The 21,162-nt window shown below is 50.1% G+C and carries 20 protein-coding genes; 1 reads left to right on the top strand and 19 read right to left on the bottom strand.

The genetic code is table 11. The annotated features are described in order from the left end of the window. Nucleotides 1-58 precede the first annotated feature (58 nt). The 13 genes from DWZ61_RS13675 to DWZ61_RS13735 form a co-directional block, all read right to left on the bottom strand. On the bottom strand, nt 59-1,711 hold the full coding sequence (locus DWZ61_RS13675; protein ID WP_117569054.1) for a Na/Pi cotransporter family protein: 1,653 nt from the start codon (nt 1,709-1,711) through the stop codon (nt 59-61). 209 nt (nt 1,712-1,920) lie between these two features. Continuing rightward, the gene (locus DWZ61_RS13680) at nt 1,921-2,832 is read right to left on the bottom strand and encodes a bifunctional riboflavin kinase/FAD synthetase (protein WP_118539154.1); all 912 of its coding nucleotides are present in this window, start codon (nt 2,830-2,832) and stop codon (nt 1,921-1,923) included. Nucleotides 2,833-2,834: 2 nt separating this feature from the next. Beyond that, complete coding sequence (gene truB / locus DWZ61_RS13685) at nt 2,835-3,749, bottom strand: tRNA pseudouridine(55) synthase TruB (RefSeq protein WP_117569056.1); 915 nt, start codon at nt 3,747-3,749, stop codon at nt 2,835-2,837. After that, nucleotides 3,749-4,705: a bifunctional oligoribonuclease/PAP phosphatase NrnA gene (locus DWZ61_RS13690; protein WP_118539156.1), complete on the bottom strand. Its 957-nt coding sequence runs from the start codon at nt 4,703-4,705 to the stop codon at nt 3,749-3,751. Before DWZ61_RS13690 ends, truB begins: the two co-directional genes overlap by 1 nt. Continuing rightward, nucleotides 4,705-5,127, bottom strand: a complete 423-nt coding sequence (gene rbfA / locus DWZ61_RS13695; protein ID WP_117466158.1) for a 30S ribosome-binding factor RbfA — start codon at nt 5,125-5,127, stop codon at nt 4,705-4,707. Before rbfA ends, DWZ61_RS13690 begins: the two co-directional genes overlap by 1 nt. A 212-nt stretch (nt 5,128-5,339) precedes the next feature. Beyond that, nucleotides 5,340-8,354, bottom strand: a complete 3,015-nt coding sequence (gene infB, locus DWZ61_RS13700; RefSeq protein WP_118539158.1) for a translation initiation factor IF-2 — start codon at nt 8,352-8,354, stop codon at nt 5,340-5,342. 17 nt (nt 8,355-8,371) lie between these two features. Beyond that, nucleotides 8,372-8,689, bottom strand: a complete 318-nt coding sequence (locus DWZ61_RS13705; protein WP_022154232.1) for a ribosomal L7Ae/L30e/S12e/Gadd45 family protein — start codon at nt 8,687-8,689, stop codon at nt 8,372-8,374. Then, nucleotides 8,676-8,948 carry a YlxR family protein gene (locus DWZ61_RS13710; RefSeq protein ID WP_022313422.1) on the bottom strand — a complete coding sequence of 91 codons (273 nt, stop codon included), beginning with the start codon at nt 8,946-8,948 and terminating at the stop codon, nt 8,676-8,678. Before DWZ61_RS13710 ends, DWZ61_RS13705 begins: the two co-directional genes overlap by 14 nt. A 3-nt stretch (nt 8,949-8,951) precedes the next feature. Beyond that, a complete protein-coding gene (gene nusA, locus DWZ61_RS13715) occupies nt 8,952-10,076 on the bottom strand; it encodes a transcription termination factor NusA (RefSeq protein WP_022313423.1) in 1,125 nt (374 codons plus the stop codon). A 97-nt stretch (nt 10,077-10,173) separates the two neighbouring features. Next, a complete protein-coding gene (rimP, locus tag DWZ61_RS13720; RefSeq protein WP_117466160.1) occupies nt 10,174-10,638 on the bottom strand; it encodes a ribosome maturation factor RimP in 465 nt (154 codons plus the stop codon). A gap of 256 nt (nt 10,639-10,894) precedes the next feature. Further along, on the bottom strand, nt 10,895-12,637 hold the full coding sequence (locus DWZ61_RS13725) for an NADH-dependent [FeFe] hydrogenase, group A6 (RefSeq protein ID WP_118539214.1): 1,743 nt from the start codon (nt 12,635-12,637) through the stop codon (nt 10,895-10,897). Nucleotides 12,638-12,664: 27 nt separating this feature from the next. After that, on the bottom strand, nt 12,665-14,518 hold the full coding sequence (locus DWZ61_RS13730) for an NAD(P)-binding protein (protein WP_118539216.1): 1,854 nt from the start codon (nt 14,516-14,518) through the stop codon (nt 12,665-12,667). Nucleotides 14,519-15,405: 887 nt separating this feature from the next. Beyond that, nucleotides 15,406-16,242 (bottom strand): DegV family protein, encoded by an 837-nt coding sequence (locus DWZ61_RS13735; protein WP_022313022.1) that lies wholly within the window; start codon nt 16,240-16,242, stop codon nt 15,406-15,408. 339 nt (nt 16,243-16,581) lie between these two features. Here DWZ61_RS13735 and DWZ61_RS13740 point away from each other — a divergent pair, with 339 nt between their 5' ends. Next, nucleotides 16,582-17,076: a DUF5721 family protein gene (locus DWZ61_RS13740; RefSeq protein ID WP_118505153.1), complete on the top strand. Its 495-nt coding sequence runs from the start codon at nt 16,582-16,584 to the stop codon at nt 17,074-17,076. 59 nt (nt 17,077-17,135) lie between these two features. On the opposite strand, the gene DWZ61_RS13745 is transcribed toward DWZ61_RS13740, so the two are convergent. The 6 genes from DWZ61_RS13745 to DWZ61_RS13770 form a co-directional block, all read right to left on the bottom strand. Further along, nucleotides 17,136-17,492: a SpoVA/SpoVAEb family sporulation membrane protein gene (locus DWZ61_RS13745; RefSeq protein WP_118505151.1), complete on the bottom strand. Its 357-nt coding sequence runs from the start codon at nt 17,490-17,492 to the stop codon at nt 17,136-17,138. 58 nt (nt 17,493-17,550) lie between these two features. After that, the gene (locus DWZ61_RS13750; RefSeq protein ID WP_118505149.1) at nt 17,551-18,498 is read right to left on the bottom strand and encodes a DMT family transporter; all 948 of its coding nucleotides are present in this window, start codon (nt 18,496-18,498) and stop codon (nt 17,551-17,553) included. Nucleotides 18,499-18,559: 61 nt separating this feature from the next. Continuing rightward, on the bottom strand, nt 18,560-19,066 hold the full coding sequence (locus DWZ61_RS13755) for a shikimate kinase (protein ID WP_022313590.1): 507 nt from the start codon (nt 19,064-19,066) through the stop codon (nt 18,560-18,562). A gap of 166 nt (nt 19,067-19,232) precedes the next feature. After that, on the bottom strand, nt 19,233-19,607 hold the full coding sequence (locus tag DWZ61_RS13760) for a RidA family protein (RefSeq protein WP_022312675.1): 375 nt from the start codon (nt 19,605-19,607) through the stop codon (nt 19,233-19,235). An 89-nt stretch (nt 19,608-19,696) separates the two neighbouring features. Next, a complete protein-coding gene (locus DWZ61_RS13765) occupies nt 19,697-19,948 on the bottom strand; it encodes a hypothetical protein (RefSeq protein ID WP_022153424.1) in 252 nt (83 codons plus the stop codon). 113 nt (nt 19,949-20,061) lie between these two features. Then, nucleotides 20,062-21,084, bottom strand: coding sequence for a stage V sporulation protein AD (locus DWZ61_RS13770; RefSeq protein WP_118505145.1), 1,023 nt, complete (start codon nt 21,082-21,084; stop codon nt 20,062-20,064). Nucleotides 21,085-21,162: the final 78 nt, after the last annotated feature.

A 21,162-nucleotide genomic window follows, 5' to 3' on the forward strand; every position in this document is an offset into this window, starting at 1 on the left:
ATCGAGGTGTTCCACTCTATTTTTGCATGGCTCGTAGCTATGCTAACTTTCTAGTTAATTACCGTTTGATATCGCCGTCTTCGGCATCCTCTTCTGTGGTAATGGCAAAAGCGATATTGGTGGCATGGTCTGCTACTCTCTCCAGTCCGGATACGATATCGGAGAAGATCATGCCGGCTTCGGGAGAACACTCTCCCTTGGTCAGACGCTCTACATGTTTCTTCTGCAGTTCGCGTTCCTTCTCGTCTACCTGATCCTCCAGAGTAACGATCTCCTGCATATGGGATTCATCGCTCTTGGCGAACATTTCTACAGCATAACGGATGATCTTGTTGACCATTTCCAACATATCTCCCAGTTCCTTCTGGGCTTCCTTACTGATGGAAACGCCTTCTTCCTTACGCTGTCTGGCAGCATCCGCCACGTTCTCCGCATGGTCACCGATACGCTCGATATCGTTCACCACATGGAACAGGGCACCCAGACTGTTCAAGTCTTCGATGGGCAGCGTGGTCTGGTTGATCTTCACCAGATAATCCGTGATGGCATGATTCAGGAAGTTGATATTTTTCTCTACCTCGTAGACTTCCTCAATGTCCTCTTCATCCAGCGTGATCAGGGCATTCATGGCACGGTTTAAGTTCTCCTCTGCCAGAGAAGCCATACGCTCCAGCTCTTTGATAACCTCTACCACTGCGGTAGCAGGGTTGAACACCACTTTGTCGCCGATGTATTTTAACTGATAGCTCTCTCTGTAGCCAACCTTCTGATCCTCGCCTGGTACGATCAGGTAAGTCATCTTGACCAGCCATCCGGTGAACGGGAACAGCATAATTACCTGCGCAATCTTGATCAGCGTATGTGCATTTGCTACGAATCGACCGTTATCTGCGGAAATGGACTTGATCAATTCCACGATCTGGTCTCCTGCCACAAACAGGGCAATGTAGATAATAACCGTACCGATAATATTGAACAGCAGATGGATCAGTGCTGCTCTCTTTGCGTCCTTTTTACCGGTCATGGAAGCTAACATTGCGGTAGCACAAGCACCGATATTACATCCCAGGATAATGTACAGCGTAATAGGTAACGGCAGCAGATCCTGATTAGCCAGCAACAACACAATGCTGACCGTTACGGACGAACTCTGGATAATGGCTGTCAGAGCAAATCCCATCAATGTGGCTAAGAACGGGTTCTTCAGAGACATCAGCAGATTGACCACCTGTGGCTCATTCTTCATGTTCGCCATAGCCTGGGACATGGTGCTCAGGCCTACGAACAGGATACCGAAACCAACGACCACTTCCGCCACCTTACGGACCTTTTCCTTCTTCGTAAACATCATCACGACCACACCCACCAGCAGGATCAGCGGTGCTATTTTGGATAAATTAAAAGATACCAGCTGTGAAGTAATGGTAGTACCGATGTTTGCACCGAGGATAACGCCCGCCGCCTGATACAGATTCATCAGACCAGAGTTAACGAAGCTGACGACCATAACCGTACATGCCGAAGAGGACTGGATGATACCGGTAAAAATAATACCGACGATCATACCCATGAAACGGTTCGTGGTAAAGATTTCCAGAATACGACGAAGTCTGGCACCTGCTACCTTCTCAATGGAATCACTCATCAGTTCCATTCCGAATAAAAACAGTCCCAGACCTCCTGCCATTGTCAATATTGTTCCAAAGCTCATTTTTAATCCCTCAATCTCTCTTGATTCTCTTCCGAAAAACCAAAACAATAATTTTCAAATTTATTCTTATATAAACAATCCAAAATATATTTTACGAGATAGAATAAAAACTTGCAATGTAAATTTTACTTTTCTTTAACTTTTCTTTTACTTTTCTTTACAAAACTTTACGCAATTTCTACCGTGTTTGCGTAAAACAGCTGTTTTTCCTACGCATTTCGTCCATCCGCAATATCCCGGTCCAGCTGCTCCTTAAGTTCTTCCAGCGATCCAAATCTGCGTTCCGGGCGCCGAAATCTTTTCAAAGCCACCTCGATCTCCTGCCCGTAGATGTCCTGGTCAAAATCATACAGATAAGATTCCACCCCCATCACTTTTTCAGAAGAAACCGTGGGTTTGGTTCCCACATTGCTGATGGCCTTATAGACCTTTCCATTATGGCGCACCGCCGCATAGTAAACTCCGTTGGGCGGCAGAAGTTTGCCTGCGGGAGGCAGCAGATTCACCGTTGGAAATCCCAGGGTATGTCCGATATGATTGCCATGCTCCACTGCTCCCACCAGTGTATAAGGCATTCCCAGCATCTCTTCGGCCTCTTCCATCCGGCCCTCTTCCACCAGCTTGCGGATGTAAGTGGAACTGACTTCGATGCCGTTCACTTCGATCTTCTCTATGGTCTGGACGCAAAAGCCCAGATGCGGCGCCATTCTCTCCAGAAGTTCGGCATTTCCTGCGCCGTTCTTGCCAAAAGACAGATCCTCGCCTGCCGCCACAAACCGGGTATTCATCTGTTTGGCCAGAATCTCTGTTGCAAAACGCTCTGGCTCTGTGGCTGCAGTCTCCTTCGTAAGAGGAAACTCGATCAGAGTGTCGATTCCCAGACGTTCAAACAGGCGTCTTTTTTCCTCTCTGGTGGTCAGTTCTTTACCGTCAGACAGGCCGAACAGCACTGCCGGTGTAGGGTCAAAGGTGAACACGCACGCCGCCAGCCCATATTTTTTTCGGCCAAGAATCTCTTCCAAAAGTCTCCTGTGGCCCAGATGGACTCCGTCAAATTTACCGATGGCTACTGCTGTATCTTTTTCCAGATAAAAGTCTGTTGTTCCTGCAATGATTTCCAAGTCTATTTCCTGCTTTCTGTATTACTTGGGAAGATCTTCACGGGCTTGTACCATTCCTTCGTTTCATCATACGCATAAATGCCCACGAAGCTGTCATCCTCTCTGTAGATGCGCACCCACTCTCCTGCCGGATGTGTGGTCTGTTCCACAGTCTGTCCCGGATAAAAAGCATTCCCGTTATCGATCAGTTTCCGCCACTTTTCCTCCACATGCAACATGGGAAAATCCGAAAAAATACGGTCTGTGGGAAGCAGTGCTTCCTCCAGCCTCTCCGTGTCCCGAAGTTCCTGCAGCTGTGCAAGTGTCAGGGCATCTGCCAGCCGGAATTCCCCGACTCTGGTGCGAACGAGGCTCTGCATGGTGCCGCCGCAGCACAGTTTTTCCCCAATATCGGCACAGAGACTGCGGATATAGGTTCCCTTGGAACATTCCACGCGGAATTTTACCACGGGAAACTTTATTTCCAGAATCTCGATTGCCGGCAGATCCACATGTCTTGCCTGCCGTTCCACTTCTTTGCCCGCTCTGGCCAGCTCATAGAGCTTTTTCCCATTGACCTTCAGTGCAGAATACATGGGTGGGATCTGGTCATAGCCGCCGACAAAACCGGCGATCACTTCACGTACCTGTGCTTCACTCACCGCCACTTCCCGCTCTTCCAGAACGGTTCCCGTGATATCCTGGGTATCTGTGATCTGTCCCAGCAGAAGTTCTGCCACATATTCCTTGGTCCTGTCCGTCAGCATTTCACATGCTCTGGTAGCATTCCCCAGACATACAGGAAGCACACCGGTAGCCTGTGGATCCAGTGTACCTGTGTGCCCTATCTTTTTCTGCCGGCAGATCCCGCGAAGCTTGGCTACCACATCATGGGAGGTAAAGCCCGCTTCCTTATATACATTGATGATGCCGTCCATTAATCCTGTTCTCCCCGCAGTTGTTTGTCGATGTGCAGTGACAAATTGTTGACACAATCATGGAAGGTTCCCTTCATAGTGCAGCCTGCGGCACGTACATGTCCGCCGCCTCCGAAGAAAGATGCCACCTTCGCCACATCTACTTTCTCATTGGAACGCATGCTGACCTTGTACTCCAGTACGTTGGTCTCATACATGAAAATCGCACAGTCCACGCCCTTGATATTGCGCAACTGGTTCACAATGCCGTCCAGATCTCCCGGTACCGCATTGTAGAATTCCATGGTCTTGCGGTCCACCATGCTCACGATGCAGCGTCCGTCCATGAAACGAATGCTCTCCATCAGAGCTCTGCCCATGATCTGGGTCTGCAGATAGGTCTTCTGGTAAAAGCTTTCCTCGATCAGCTTCGGGAAATTGAATCCGAAGGAGATCAGAAACGCTGCTGCCTGCAACGTCTCCGGTGTCGTATTGGAATACTGGAATACACCGGTATCATGGATGATGCCGGTATACAGCGCTTCCGCAATATCCTTGTCAATAAGTTCCGCATCCATAATGTGATACAGCACCTCACAGGCACTTCCCACTTCCGGACGGACCAGATTCACATCACCGCAACCGGAATTGCTGATGTGATGATCAATGTTGATCTTCTTTTTCGCATTCTGGAAATACGTCTCCGCACCTCCCAGACGATCCCCACTGCAATCCAGCGCAAAATACACATCAAAAGGCTCCTGCACGGGACATTCGGTCTGAATCTCATCGTATCCTTTCAGATAGGTAAACTCTTCGGACGGCTTCTGCAGATATACGGTAACTTCCGCTTCGGGAAGGAGTTTACGCAGATACATCTGTAAGGAAAGACATACACCCACACAGTCTCCATCCGGACGAATATGTCCGCTGATGCCGATCTTTTTCGCACCCAGACATTCTTCACGCAAATCCATTACTCGTCACCTTCCTCTGTTTCTTCCGTATCTTCCACCACTTCATTTTCCGGCTTCTGTGCCTGTTCATCCGCTGCAATGACCTCATCGATCTTGTGGGACATATTGACACCGTATTCAATGGACTGATCCATCACAAAAGTGATATCCGGAGTATTACGCAGATTGATGGTACGAGCCAGTTCTCTGCGGATAAAGCCTTCGGCGCTCTTCAGTCCCTGCAGGGTAGACTTTCTGACTTCCTCGTCTCCCAGCACGCTGATCCATGCCTTACAGCTCTTCAGATCCGGTGCCACTTCCACAGCGACCACACTGGTCCAGGGACTGATCCGGGGGTCCTTGAGACCGCCCCGGATGATCTCTGCCAGAACGCGCTGTACTTCCCCGTTGATACGGGTATTTTTCACACTATTCTTTCTCATTCTTATTCCTTCTTAATTCTTTCCTGCGGGTATCGTAGACGTCTTGGCGAGCATCCGCGAACAGAATGCGTTTCGCGTAACCCCGTTGAAAAACGTCGGCACTTGAATCTTGCAAGCAAAGCGCAGGAAGATTCTTAGTGTCCGCTACGTTTTTTGCAGAGCGCGAGCGTGGGTAAGCGGAATGCATCTGCGAACGGATGCGTTCTAGTAACCTACCGTGGTACTTCCACCATGATATATGCTTCTACGATATCCAGCTCCTGCATCTTGTCAAAGCCTTCGAATACGAGACCACACTCATATCCGGCCTTAACTTCCTTCACATCATCCTTAAATCTCTTCAAGGAAGCCAGGTTGCCTTCGAAGATCTGCTCGCCCTCACGGGTGATACGAACCTTACAGCCTCTCTGGAACACACCGTCCAGAACATAGGAACCTGCGATGTTACCGATAGCGGATGCCTTGAAGATCTGACGAACCTCTGCATGACCGATAACCTTCTCCTCGTATACGGGATCCAGCATACCCTTCATGGCAGCTTCCACATCTTCGATAGCCTGGTAGATGACCTTGTACAGACGTACATCCACGCCCTCTCTCTCTGCGGTTGCCTTGGCAGTCGCATCGGGACGAACGTTGAATCCGATGATGATCGCGTTGGACGCACTTGCTAAAGATACGTCGGACTCATTGATGGCACCTACGCCGCCGTGGATACATTTAACTACTACTTCTTCGTTGGACAGCTTCATCAGGGACTGTTTTACAGCCTCGACACTACCCTGTACGTCAGCCTTGACGATCAGGTTCAGTTCCTTCAGATTACCCTCCTGGATCTGGCTGAACAGATCATCCAGGGACATTCTGCCCTTGGTCTCTTCCAGCATCTTTTCCTTGTTCTGTGCCAGATAGGTCTCCGCATAGGATTTTGCTGTCTTATCATTATCATGAGCCAGGAATACTTCTCCTGCACTGGGAACATCGGAGAGGCCCAGGATTTCTACAGGGGTAGACGGTCCTGCTTCTTTTACTCTGCGTCCCTTATCATCGATCATGGCTCTTACCTTACCGTGTGCCACGCCTGCGGAAATGAAATCTCCCACATGCAGGGTACCTTTCTGTACCAGTACGGTAGCCACGGGACCGCGTCCCTTATCCAGCTCTGCCTCGATGACCAGACCTCTTGCTTTTCTCTTGGGGTTGGCCTTGAGTTCCATGATATCTGCGGTCAGCAGGATCATGTCAAGCAGCTGGTCGATACCTTCTCCGCTCTTCGCAGATACCGGTGCAAAGACGGTACTTCCGCCCCAATCCTCGGGGATCAGCTCGTACTCTGCCAGCTCCTGTTTTACACGGTCAATGTTGGCTGAGGGCTTATCGATCTTGTTCACTGCTACGATGATCTCCACACCTGCTGCCTTTGCATGGTTGATTGCCTCTACGGTCTGGGGCATTACGCCGTCGTCCGCTGCTACTACCAGGATAGCGATATCGGTCGCATTGGCACCACGCATACGCATGGCGGTAAATGCTTCGTGTCCGGGAGTATCTAAGAAGGTGATCTTACGGTCTCCCACATTTACAGTATAAGCACCGATGTGCTGGGTGATACCACCTGCCTCACGATCGGTTACGTTGGTCTTCCGGATAGCGTCTAACAGGGAAGTCTTACCATGGTCAACGTGACCCATAACACAGATTACGGGAGGTCTCTCCACCAGATCTGCCTCGTCCTCTTCATCTTCCTTCAACAGCTCTTCGATGACATCTACCTTGACCTCTTTTTCACAGAGAATGTCATATTCCATGGCAATGTTCTCTGCATCTTCATAGGAGATCTCCTGGTTCACGGTTACAATCTTACCTTCCAGGAACAGCTTCTTGATGATGGCTGCGGGCTGTAACTTCATCTTCTCAGCCAGTTCTTTGATGGTAATGGATTCCGGCAGCACGATCACCTTGATCTGCTCTTCCTGTACCTCTTCCTTCTTCTTTTCCGGCTTGATGAAACGTCCGGGCTTGTTCTTCAGCGCGTCCTCGTCCTCGTAGATATGGTCCTTCTTGGAACGCTTGTTGTCCTTCTCCTGGCTGAAACGTCTCTTTTCATCTTCGCGCTTCTTCTCAAGATCCTTGCCTGCAGGTTCCGGAGCGAAGCCCTTATTCTGTCTGTTATCTCCGAATCGATTACCCGATCCGCCATTGCCTCTTCCGTCGCGGCCGTTATTGCCGTAACCGCGCTCACCATTGCCGTTACCGCGGCGATCACCCTGACCGCCTTCCATACCCGGACGACCCTGTCTGTTAAATCCGCCTCCCTGAGGTCTGCCATTGCCCATACCTCCTCTGTTACCATTCTGTCCGCCCTGACGGTTACCCTGTCCGTAGCCACCCTGACGATTGTCACGATTGCCGTCTCTGTTGTCACGGTTGTAACCGCCCTGGCCACGCTCGTTCTGTCCACGGTTGTCACGATTATTCTGACCGTAACCGCCCTGACGGTTATCGCGGTTGTCACGGTTACCGTTCTGAGGTCTGTCTGCCGGTCTGGTCTGTGCCACATTCTGTGCAGGCTGTGCTGCCTGAGGTGCCTGTGCGGCTGCAGTATTCTGTACTGCCTGCTCCTTTACCGGTGCCTGTGTCTGAGGCTTTTTCGCAGGCTGCTGTCCACGGTTGCCGGGTACCATTGCCACGCTGGGAGTGGGAGACGGAGGGGTCAGCGGCTTGATGGGACGTACGGGAGCCTGTGCCTGAACACGGTTGCCGTAGGAATTATTCTGGTAACCATTGTTCTGGTATCTGCCGCCCTGATTCGGACGCTGTCCGCCTGCATTTCTCTGTCCCTGTCCACTCTGACCACCCTGACGCTGTCCGGGCATCTTGGAATTCTGAGGGTTGCTAACGAAAATAATCTTTTTCTTCTTTTTCGTCTCCTCAGTAGATTTGGTCTCCTCGGAAACTTTCGTTTCCTGAGCCTTTGCTTCCCCTGCGGGTGCCTGAGCCTTTTCCTCAGCAGGCTTTGCGTTTTCGGTATTTACCGGAGCTTTCTGTGCTGCGGGTGCAGCTGCTTTTTTCTTTCCGAGGCTGTTGCGTACCAGTGCTGCCGCATCCTCTTCCAGCGAGCTCTGTGCTGCCTTTGCCTCAATTCCTTTTTCCTGTAAAAAACTTAATATATCCTTACTCTGTAGTTCCAATTCTTTTGCGAGTTCATGTACTTTGATTTTCGCCATGCTTTCCTCCATTCTGCCTAACCGGGCAAATTCGCTTCCAATTGCTTGATGAGTGCATCTGCCAGTCCCGCATCACACACACCTACCGAAGATCTTAAGTTCCGGCCGATGGCCCAGCCGAGTTCTTCCTTCGTGCCATATTCATATACCGGGACTTCATAATAGGAACATTTGTCGTGAAACAACTTTTTCGTATTGGCCGATGCATCCTCTGCAACGATCACCAACATGGCAGAACCTTTTTTCACAGCGTCCTCCGTCTGGAATTCACCGCTTACCAGGTTACGCCCCCTCATCGCAAGTCCCAAAAGGGAATAAATCTTATTCTGTTTCAAGCTGATCAAACTCCTTTTCCAGTGTATCATATACCTCAGGAGAAATACTCATCTTGAAAGAACGTTCTAATCCTTTATTCTTCCGGGCTTTCTGCAGACATTCCTTCTGTCTGCATATATATGCACCACGTCCGTTTTTTTTGCCGGTTGCATCCAGACATATCTCATCTTCCGGTGTTTTCAGGACACGCAGCATTTCTTTTTTGCCTTTCATTTCTCCGCAGCCTACGCACTGCCTCAGTGGAATCTTTTTTGCCATTGATTATTCCTGCTCTCCATCAAAATCGTCTACGGTATCATCTTCGTAATCATCCACATAGTCCTCATAACGGAAGCCGGGAGCATCCTTGGCCTGAGTCTCGGACTTGATGTCGATCTTGTAGCCGGTCAGTCTTGCTGCCAGTCTTGCGTTCTGACCTTCCTTACCGATAGCCAGAGACAACTGATAATCGGGTACGACTACCTTTGCGGTCTTCTCATCGGGATCTGCAAATACTGCTACGATCTTGGCAGGAGAAAGTGCATTCTGAATCAGGTTACCGGGGTTCTCATCCCAGTTCACGATATCGATCTTCTCACCGCGCAGCTCTTCCACGATAGCATTGACGCGGGCACCATTCATACCTACACAGGCGCCGACAGCATCTACATTGGGGTTATTGCTCCATACAGCGATCTTGGTACGGCTTCCTGCCTCTCTGGCAATGCTCTTGATCTCTACGGTACCGTCCTTGATCTCGGTAACTTCGGACTCGAACAGTCTCTTTACCAGTTCCGGATGGGTACGGCTGACATTGATGCGGGGTCCCTTCGGGGTGTTCTTTACTTCCACAATGTAAACCTTGATACGCTCGGTGGGCTTGAATACTTCGCCCTTTACCTGCTCGTTCTCGGTCAGCATGGCATCTGCCTTACCCAGATTGATGCTGATGTTCTTGCCTACATAACGCTGTACTACGCCGGTCACAACATCCTTTTCCTTCTCGTAGTACTGGTTGTAGATCACGCTTCTCTCTTCCTCACGGATCTTCTGTAAGATCACGTTCTTGGCATTCTGGGTAGCGATACGGCCGAACTCCTTGGACTTGATCTCCACATGGATCATGTCGCCCACCTGTGCTCTCTTGGAAATCTCCTGTGCATCCTCCAGAGCAATCTGCAGGCAGTCATCCTCCACATCATCCTTCGTGGGAACGACTTCCTTCTCAGCATATACCAGAAAATCGCAGGTTTCTCTATTAATCTCCACATGGACATTGTCAGCCTTTCCAAAATGGTTCTTGCAGGCTGTCATCAGGGAGTTCTCGATGGCTTCAAACAAGGTCTCCTTGCTGATCTCCTTCTCCTTCTCCAGAACGTCCAGTGCCTCCATTAATTCCTTATTCATTATTTCCTCCATTCCGGCTTTCGCCTTTTCTTAGTGTATGGTTTCTTCTTATTCTACAAGCTATAACTATTCCTTCGCCCTTTGGCTCTGAATAGTATCAAAAATCTAATGCAAGACGGATCAGGGCAATGTCTGCTCTGGCAAAAGTTCTCGGGCTGCCGTTTTCCGTGATCGTAATGTTATCTGCATTGAAGCTCTCCAGAATGCCAGAAAACTCTTTGCATTTGTCAATGGGCTTGAACAGCTTGATCTCTACTTCTTCACCGATGCTCTTCTGCAAATGCTTATCCTTTTTCAGTGTTCTACCCAGTCCCGGGCTGCTGACTTCCAGAATGTAAGCATCCGGAATGAAATCAGCCTTGTCCAGAGCTTCGGATAATGCTCTGCTGACATTCTCGCAATCCAGAATGTTCACACCTTCCGGCTTGTCGATGTAAGCTCTCAGATAGTAGTCACTGCCTTCTTTTACATACTCCACATCATAGATCTCCACCTGACTTACTTCTGCGATGGGCGTCAGCAGTTCTTCGGTTCTGTTTTCGTAGTCCTCTCGTTTGGACATGTAGGCCCTCCTTTACTGATATGAGCTGTCGTTACAACAACAAGAAAGAGTGGCGCGCGTCCACTCTTACTCTAGTAATCATCTTTAAACTATACACAGTATAGACCCTGTGTGAAAAAATGTCAATAGGGTCTTGCAAACATTCGGATTCCGCTGATTTGCTTCGCAAATCGCTTCTTCCTCATGTTTGGGCGGTTCCCTGATTCAGCCGCAGGCGCATGCAAGCATGCCCTGCGGCTAAATCGGTCACCTGGTATTACAAGTAGTTATGTGTTTCAAAGTACAGTTCGTTCACGTGTTCGGAATGCAAAAGCTTATGGGCGGTGCGGCTGAGGGGCTTGCCCAGGAACTCTTCGTAGGCCTTCTGTACCTCGGGGTTCTCATGGGAGAAGCGAAGCTTTCTCTCACTGTCCAGACGGTACAGGGTGCCTCCGCGCCGCTCCGCGAATTCGCATCCGTCGTGGATGGGCTGTCCGCCGCCTCCGACACAACCACCGGGGCATGCCATGACTTCCACGAAATCATAGGATACCCTTCCTGCCTTAATGTCCTCCATCAGCTTCTCCGCATTGGCCAGTCCGCTGACAGTACAGGTATGTAAGGTCTGATCTCCCAGTGTGAAGTCTGCTTCTCTTCTGCCGTCTCTTCCCCGGACTGCCCGGAAAGCATCTGCTTCCGGATTCTTGCCTTCCACTACTGCATATGCGGTACGAAGTGCTGCCTCCATGACACCGCCGGTGACGCCGAAGATCACTCCGGCACCGGTGCTTTCTCCCAGAGGAGAATCAAAAGCCTGCTCCTTTAAGAACCGGGTATTGATATGCTCGGCACGGATCATCCGCACGAATTCTCTTGTGGTCAGTACAATATCCACATCCTGTCCGGCTCCGGCGCTCTTCATATAAGAAAGAGAAGCCTCTCTCTTCTTGGATACGCAGGGCATGATGGAGATACAGCAGATATTATTGGGATCAATCCCTTTCTTCTGTGCAAAATAAGTCTTCGCCATGGCACCGAACATCTGCTGGGGGGATTTTGCCGTGGACAAATTCCGCAGATACTCCGGATACTTCTTGGACACGAAGCTTACCCAGCCGGGACAGCAGGAGGTAAACATGGGCCATGCGTATTTCCGGGAATTGTCCAGCCGCTCCAGCAGTTCGTTTCCCTCTTCCATAATCGTCAGATCCGCTGCGAAGTTGGTATCAAATACATAGTCAAAACCGATGCGCTTCAGCGCTGCCACCATTTTGCCCTCGGAAGCTTCCTCCGCATTCAGTCCCAGTTCCTCGCCCCATGCGGTTCTTACCGCCGGTGCCACCTGGACTACTGTGACCTTCTCGGGATCCGCCAGTGCCTCGAAAGCCTTGTATGTATCGTCTCGTTCCCGCAATGCTCCGGTAGGACAATGGGTAATACACTGTCCACACAGTGTACAGTCGGAGCAATCGATGGTCTTATTATCCGCCACATCTACTGTGGTACGGGATCCGGTGTTCTGTACATCCCAGACATGCATGGCCTGGACTTTATCGCAGATCTGTACACAGCGCATACATTTAATACATTTTCTGGAATCCCGGATCAGAGGGAAAGAATGATCCCAGGGTGTCTCGGGAACCTCCTCGGTAAAAGGTACTTCCAGAATTCCCAGATCGTTGGAAATCTGCTGTAAATTACAGTTACGGCTTCTGACACAGGTGGCACAGTGACAATCATGCTGGGACAGGATCAGTTCCACATTTGTCTTGCGCACACGGCGTACCTTCGGAGAATTGGTATACACTACCATTCCCTCTTCCACCGGGCTGTTGCAGGCTGTGATCAGCTTGCTTTTTCCCTGCACTTCCACCACGCAGACCTTGCAGGCACTGATCTCATTGATGTCTTTTAAAAAGCACAGATGCGGTACTTCGATTCCCACGCCTGCTGCCGCACTCATGACGCTGGTTCCCTCCGGGACCTGCAGCTGCACGCCGTCTATTGTAAGGTTTATCATTTTCTCGCCCATTGTTTGCTCCTCTTTTTACCAGATGGCAGCTCGGCCGCCCTTTAAGCTTCCGTAGCCGTATTTATCGCAGCGTAAGCATCTGCCCGCTTCCTGGCAGGCTTCCTGCTTCGTCATGCCGCATTCAAATGCATCGAAATTCGTCTTGCGCTCTCCGGCTTCCTTTTCACTCAGCTGGATCCGTCCGCAGGGTTCCTTGTCCTCGTAGGATACCGGCGGGATCTCCACATCACAGGGTACTACATGGTGGTAACCCAGATATTCATCGATATTGGCTGCAGCTACTTTTCCGGCGGCAATGGCACGGATGACGGTAGCCGGACCGGTCACACAGTCACCACCGGCAAATACACCGTGGACATCCTTGACTTCACTGTCACTCATGGCAGTAATGGTGCCTCGTTTTACGGAGAGACCCGCCTCCTCGAAATGGCGGGTCTCGATACCCTGACCGATGGCCACCACGACGATATCACAGGGGATTCGAAGGAGAGGCACATCCGCCTGGATCGGACGGGCTCGTCCCCAGGCATCGATTGGGCCGATGATCTGAGTTTCTACCCACAGAGCCGTCACATTGCCGTTCTCGTCGGCTTCGATCTTGTGAGGTGCTTTCAGGCTGTAAAGCTCTGCGCCCTCTGCGATGGCGCCTTCCACTTCTTCAGGAAGCGCCGTCATATCGGTCTGTCTTCTGCGGTAGGCAATTCCCACCTTTTTCGCACCCAGACGAATGGCGGAACGGGTACAGTCCATGGCTACGTTACCGCCGCCGACTACGACTACGGTCTTGTCCTTGAAGTCCGGCATGTCATCGTCACCGATGCGGCGCAGCATTTCCACTGCAGACATGACACCGTTGGCATCCTCTCCCTCGATACCGATCTTTTTATCCGTATGGGCACCGATGGCAATATAGACTGCATCGTATTCTTCGTGCAGCTTATTATAAGAAATCTCACCTTCGCCGTTGCCGACTCTGGTGTTCAATTTCACTTCCACTCCGGTGGACAGAATAGTGTCAATATCCTCCTGTAAGCGTTCTCTTGGGAAACGATAGTTGGGAATTCCGTAGCGCAGCATACCGCCCAGCTTGCTCTTTTCCTCAAATACCACGGCATGGTGTCCCATCAGCTCCAGATAATATGCCGCAGACAGTCCGCCGGGGCCTCCGCCGATGATTGCTACTTTTTTACCGGTGCTCTCCGCTTTCTCAGGCACAGGAACCGTGTTGGCTCTGGCATTGTCCACTGCCATACGCTTCAGGCCGCGGATATTGATGGCACTATCGATCATGTTGCGGCGGCATCTTGCCTCACAGGGATGCTCACAGATCAGGGCACAGGCGGTGGGGAAAGGATTGTCCTTGCGGATCAGCTTCACGGCATCTGCATAACGCCCTTCCTTCACCAGTGCTATGTAACCGGGGATATCCACACCTGCGGGGCACAGCGCCACACAGGGAACCGGCTGGGTAATATGGCAGGAACATTTTCCGCCATGTTCAATGTGGTAGACATAATCCTCACGGAAGCCTTCCAGTCCGGCCAGTACCATATGGGCCGCCTCGTAACCGATGGCACAGTCAGCGGAGTCCACAATGTCGGAAGCGGTATCCCGGATCAGATCCAGTGTCTTCAGGGTGGCTTTGCCTGCCAATACATCCTCCATCAGGTTCTGCAACTGCCCCAGTCCCACACGGCAGGGCACACATTTACCACAGGTCTGGGCATGACACATTTTCAGAAAAGAAAGCTGCAGGTCCACCGGACATAATCCGGGCGGGCTGGCGATAATTCTTCTCTCCAGATCTTTGTACAGGCGTTCCACCGTAAGCTGTGCTTTATTCGGGGTAGCTATCTTCAATCGGCTCATAATCTTCTCCATTCTGCGGGCTGATGCCTGCGTTACTTTTATGCCCTGCGCCACGGGCGCTGCCGGCAACGGCTATGGCGTGCTGCTCTCCGTCTGCGGGCGCGGTGTTTTACTGACACGTACTATGGCATTGGCCACCTGAGCTGGCTGCCTGTTACGCCGTGTAAGCGCTTACATTTTGTTTTTTAAAAAATAGCCGTTTCTTGTCGGCTACTGATTTTTGTATATGTGCAATTGTATCCTAAATAATAAAAACTATCAATAGTTTTTAGGAAAGTTAATTTTTTATCTATCTTTTTGTGGAATATGCATGAGGATGTTTGGCTCACATAGATGTAAGCTCTTACATTTTTTGCTTTTTCTGCTACATCCGTAGCAATACTCTCTTGACATCGGTTTTTCTGCCAGACAATCTCATCGGATCCTTCGTAGGGAATCCGATAGAATCAGGTATTTTCGTAAATCCCCATAAAATAACCGATTTCATACAAAAAAGTCACTGTTCTGCCACTTTTTTGTACAAAAACAGCCAAAAACGTATCTTTAACGAAAATATCTTCTCCAATTTCCTGAAAATCCTGTGTTTTTGTATTTTTTTGCAGCATTTTCCTGTTTTTGATACAAAACCGTTCCTTTTACAATGATAGAACAGGCTCAAAATAGTGGATTTTTCCTTGCCAGAAGAAATTTTTTCCACCTTTTCCGACCAAATACCCACTTTTGAAGGAAACTCACCTTTTCTGGCCGCTTTCGGAACGCTTTTTCCTCGGAAATCGCCTGTTTTTCCTAGTTTTCAGGAAAACAAAAGCCCAGGCGGAACAGGCTGTCAGAAACAAAAAATGACAGGCTAATCCGCCGGAGCTATATTGCCTATGATATTAATCTTTTTACACCGTCACGATCACGCCGCCATCGTTGGCGTACATGCTGCTGACACCGCGGGTGTCCATGATCAGGCATCCTTTGAACTCTGCCTTTTCCATAAGAAGCTTCTTCATGGTCTCGGCGCGGTCAGGAGCATTGCAGTGGGTGATCATCAGGAAACGTTCCTTCGTATCCCCTGCCTCTTCCAGAACGATCTCCGCCATTCTTCGGAGTGCTTTCTTCATGCCGACGCTCTGGCCTCTCTGCACGATACTGCCCTTGTCTCCGGCCATGATCGGCTTGATGTTCAGCGTGGATGCCACCAGTGCTTTCACACCGGTCAGTCTGCCGTTCTTGCGCAGCGTCTCCAGATTATCCAGTACAAAATAGGTATGCACATTGCTGCGGAACTCTTCGATCTGCTTCACGATTTCTTCGAAGGAAAGGCCCTGCTCTTCCAGTTCTACCAGTTTCTTCACGATCTGGGTCTCACCACAGCTGGCGGACTCGGAATCGATGACGTGGATCTGCTTCTTCCCGTATTTTTCCCGATACAGATTCATACCAAGCACCGCACTGTTGTAGCTTCCGCTGAGGTGGGAGGATAAAGTGATCACATACACATGCTCTGCTTCTGTGTGGTAGGCTTCCCTGAAACGCTCTGGGGAAGGGCATGCCGACTTGGGACATTTCGGACACTCTGCCACCTTTTTCAGGAATTCCGCCTGATCAAAATTCTCATCATCCTGAATCTGGTAATCTCCCACTTCCAGTCCCAAAGGCACGATCTCGAACCGGGAATCCTGCAAATATTCTTCCGGCAATTCACAACAGCTGTCTACTACGATTTTAAAACTCATATTAATCTCCATATTATTGATTGCAGCTATTCAAAAATATAACTCCCAAAGAGTCATTCTGCGAATGGGGCACTGAATAGTTACAATTATTTTCATTTTTTAAAAACCATACTATGTAGTTTTTAATACTACTTATAATAACACGAAACATTCCGTTCGTAAAGCCTTTACACAAAATATTCATATTCCCTTTTCGGCGGACTTCGTTTATACTATCTCTATATAGTCAGCATATTATGATGCCGGGGCCAAAAGTCCCCGACTTTGATGCCTACGGATTGTTCCGTTTCGACCGAAGCTCCTCACAGAGTTCTTCTCACAAACATATAAGGAGTCCCTATGATCGCATTACAGATTACATCCATGAAGAATTTTATGAACCACCTGCTGGTAGCGGATACTTTCGATCCTTTCCTGTTGGAAGAAGCCACCGTCAGCACGGCTCTCACCGTTACCATTGACGGGCATATCAACAAGGACTTCTATCCCGCAGAGGAACGGAGTGCAGACTGTATCCCCTGGGAGCTGCAGTCCTGGAGCAAAATAAAAGGACTGTGCTTTGACCTCATCAAGGGAAAACACACTCCTTTGTATTTTAAATTCGTGCTTCATATGCAGCCGGATAAAGCCGCCGCCATGCTTACAAAAGCCCAGGTCGATCCGGGCGTCATCCGGGCGCTGGTATTAAATATCCGCTACGACGGGGAAAAAACCGTTCTCACCACCGGATGTGCCTACCAGGTCTTCACCATGGATAAAAGTGCCGACACCGCATGGGACAAGGCATTAAAAAAATATCTGGATCTGAAGGGTATCTCCTACGAAGAACTCTGATCCCGCTCTCCGGGGTATCCCCAGTTCTTCGAATCATTCGTAGGAGCGGTTCCTGACGGTCACTCCTTCATCTTCGGTTTGCTGAGCAGGCTCGCCAGATAACCGAAGATCAGCGCTGCGGAGGTTCCCACGGCTCCGGCCTTGAATCCTCCGGCAAACAGTCCTAAGAATCCCTGTTCCTGCACCGCTTCTTTCACGCCCTTCATTAATACATTTCCAAATCCAAGCAACGGTACACTGGCGCCGGCTCCTGCATAATCCTGAAACGGTTCATACCAGCCAAGTGCACTGATCACCGCACCGGTGACCACCAGAAGCACCATGATGCGTCCCGGCATCATCTTCGTCTTTTCCATTAATATCTGCACCACAGCACAGATCAGACCGCCCACCCAGAAAGCATTGATATAATCCATTCTCTGCATTTCCCCCTTACTATCTGTTTAAGGACAGTCTCTGCACTTTTTCTTAAAATTATGCATTCTTTATTGATGCATTCTTTTTGCCAAAACGAAACCATTCCGGCGGAAGCTGTACCAGGATCACCGCCGCAAATACGATAACGCAGCCTGCGATCTGCCTGGCTGTCAGTGTCTGATCAGTCGTCAGAAATCCGATCTTATAGGCGATCCATCCGGAGATCGTGGCAATGACGGATTCCAGGCTCATGATCAGTGCCGCCACCGTAGGATTCAGTCCTTTCTGGCCTACGATCTGTAAGGTATAACCCACACCACAGCTTAAAACACCGGCATATAACAGGGCTCCCAGGCCTTCCTGCAGCTGACCGAAGGTGGGCTGTCCCCAGATGAGTGCTCCGATGCAGCAGACCACTCCACAGACCGTGAACTGGATACAGGATACCACAGCTCCGTCAATTCTTGCTGCATAATGGTCAACGGTCATGATCTGTATGGCAAATGCAATGGCACACAAAAATACCATGATATCTCCGGCTCCGAGACGCAGGGACTCGGTCATGCAGAGCAGATACATGCCCACGGCTGCCATGACTGCTGCCACCCAGACCACCGGCGCCACTTTTTTCTTCAAAAAGATACCGAACATGGGGACAAAAATGATATATAGCGTTGTGATAAATCCCGCCTTACCGACACTGGTGTATTTAATACCGAACTGCTGCAAGGTACTGGCGATCGTTAGGAAAATGCCACACAAAAGTCCTGCTTTCACATTCAGTTTCCAGTCAAGGGGCGCAGCTTTGTCCCCTGCAATCTTTCTGCTGATCAGAATATACACCAGAATGCTGGCGGCACCGATCAGGGAACGGACACCGTTAAAGGTGAACGGATGCATATAGTCCATGCCCTTGCTCTGGGAGACGAATGCCATGCCCCAGATGGCAGCCGTTAACAGCAGGATCAGGCTGTTTCTCGTAGTTTTTGTTCTCGTATTTTCCATAGCTGTATTTTCCATTCCTTATATTTTTCGTTCCATGCTGCTTTACGGTTATGTGATCTTGTCAGGGCTGTTTCTTATATCTCTCAGCAATCTCCGCCACTACATCCCGCAGCATTTTTCTGCTACAGTCTATGATCAGATCCGCATATTTTTCATACAAAGGGGTTCTCTCCTCGTACAGGTCCCTCAATGTCTGACCGGGCTGCAGGGTCACACCTCTGGCATTCAGATCTCCCAGCCGCTGTTCCACTTCCTCATAAGGAAGCTTCAAATATACCACGGTGCTGATATCCCGCAGATGCTGCATACCCTCCGGCTCGTAGCAGGCGCTTCCGCCGGTGGCAATGATGCTGTTTTCCAGATTCAGAGAGGCATTTACGTTGCTCTCAATCTGCCAGAAGCCCTCCACGCCGTGTTCCGTGATGAGTTCATGCAATAATTTACCGTGTCTTTCCTGAATCACCAGATCCGAATCCACAAAACGTCTGCCCAGGCGCTTTGCCAGAACCACGCCTACCGTACTTTTTCCCGAACCCGGCATGCCGATCAGAGTAATATTGTTTTTCATAAATTTCTGTCCACCTTACCTATACACAAGAAAATCGCCGCCTGTAAGCGACGATCTTCCGTCCTGTTCTTCTTTATAACCTTCGTAGCGCCCCATTTGCAGAACTGCCTCTGTGGGGATTTTGACCCCGACATCATGCTATTTGCTCATGGTGGTTACTTACACTTTATACTTCCGCAATGACTTCCACTTCACATAATACGTTCTTGGGAAGGGTCTTGACTGCAACGCAGCTTCTGGCAGGATTCTCAGTAAAGTACTTTGCATAGACCTGATTGAAAGCTGCGAAATCGCCCATGTCTGCTAGGAAGCAGGAGGTCTTGGCTACTCTGGTGTAGCCGGTACCTGCTGCCTTTAGCAGCTCGCCGATGTTCTTCATTACCTGCTCTGCCTGCTCTTCAATCGTGGTGCCGTGGATCTCTCCGGTTGCAGGATCAATAGGGATCTGACCGGATGCGAAAAAGATATTGCCCAGTACGATTCCCTGGGAATAAGGTCCGATTGCTGCGGGTGCTTTGTCTGTTGAAATCTTCTGTAACATAATATTCTCCTCTTCTTCCTATAATTACGCCCTGAGGATGCCTCCGGATCCTGGCACATCCAAAATCCGATGCAGCATGCACATAGCGTTTACTTCGTCATATCTACCTCCGGCTCATCAAATTCCGCCGTCACGTAGAATCCTCTGGAATTCTCCACGATATCCGCCACAACTCCTTCGCGATTCTTCAACCGATAACGAAAAGGAATATTGGGGGACATGGCCAGAGACGGGTCTATCGTATAATAATAGTTACTGGGCAGAAGTCCCTCGGTCACTGTGATCTTCTGTCCGACCTCCAACAGTCCCGGCCGCTCCATCTTAAATTCTATCCTGCGCATTTTGACTCACCAGCCATTCCCGGCATAATGTGTTTTCGCCGTTTGAGGTTTATTTTACCAGTAACTTACAGCGCTTGCAAGAGTGTGTTTCATTTCTGACCTGCTGCTTTTCCCTATTTCACCGCCGGACTCTCCAATACTACCGCATGTGCGATCCCCGGCACGCTTTTACCTTCGTTGAAACTGGTCTTACTGAGCAGGGCGCCGGTGGGTAGAAAGAGGACTTTTTTCCACTCGCCGGATTCCAGCTTCGGCAGGATGTATGCCGCCAGGGTCACAGCGCTGCATCCACAGCCGCTGCCTCCGGCGTGGGTGTCCTGGGCTTCTGCGTCAAAAATCTCGATACCGCAGTCCATGTGCCGGTCGGCGATGTCAATTCCCTTTTCCCGCAAAAGATCGATCAATACCGTCTGTCCCACGCTTCCCAGATCCCCGGTGATGATCCGGTCATATTCTTCCGGGGTCACATGAAAATCTTCCATGTGACGGGCAACGGTGTCTGCAGCGGCCGGGGCCATGCATGCTCCCATGTTCATGGAGTCTTTCAGGCCGTAATCCACGATCCTTCCGGGAGTCATGCCGGTAATGTGGGCTCTGCACTTCTGATTTAGTCCCAATGCAAAGGCTCCGCTTCCCGTCACCGTCCAGCTGGCAGACAGAGGTCTCTGGCTCCCATAATCTAACGGAAAACGGAACTCCTTCTCCGCACTGGCAAAATGACTGGAGGTCACACAGACCACATGCTCCGCATAGCCTCCCGCTGTCATCACAGCTCCCAGTGTCAGCGCTTCCCCGCAGGTAGAGCAGGCACCGTAGACTCCAAACAGAGGAATATTGTAAGCGGAGATACCGAAGGAAGTGGCAATGCACTGCCCCAACAGATCACCGGCGAAGAGATACGACACATCCTCCGCTTTCCATCCGGCCTTTTCCATGACCATGTAGACTGCGTCCTTCTGGAGATTACTTTCCGCCTCTTCCCAGGTCTTACAGCCGAAGAGATCATCCTCTCCCACCATGTCGAACAGGGTGCCTAACGGTCCTTCGCCTTCTTTTTTTCCCACGATACTGGCACCGGCGATCACACACACCGGCTGTGCCAGACGGATACTGCTTCTTCCCACTCTCTGATTCATAATTTCTCCTTCCATGCGATAACACTGCATTCTTTTTTGTCAGTGTTCCCGCATTAGGGAAGAATTATGAATTACAAA

Origin of the sequence: Clostridium sp. AF34-10BH, assembly GCF_003478095.1 — a bacterium.
GTDB classification, from domain to species: Bacteria; Bacillota; Clostridia; order Lachnospirales; family Lachnospiraceae; genus Acetatifactor; species Acetatifactor acetigignens.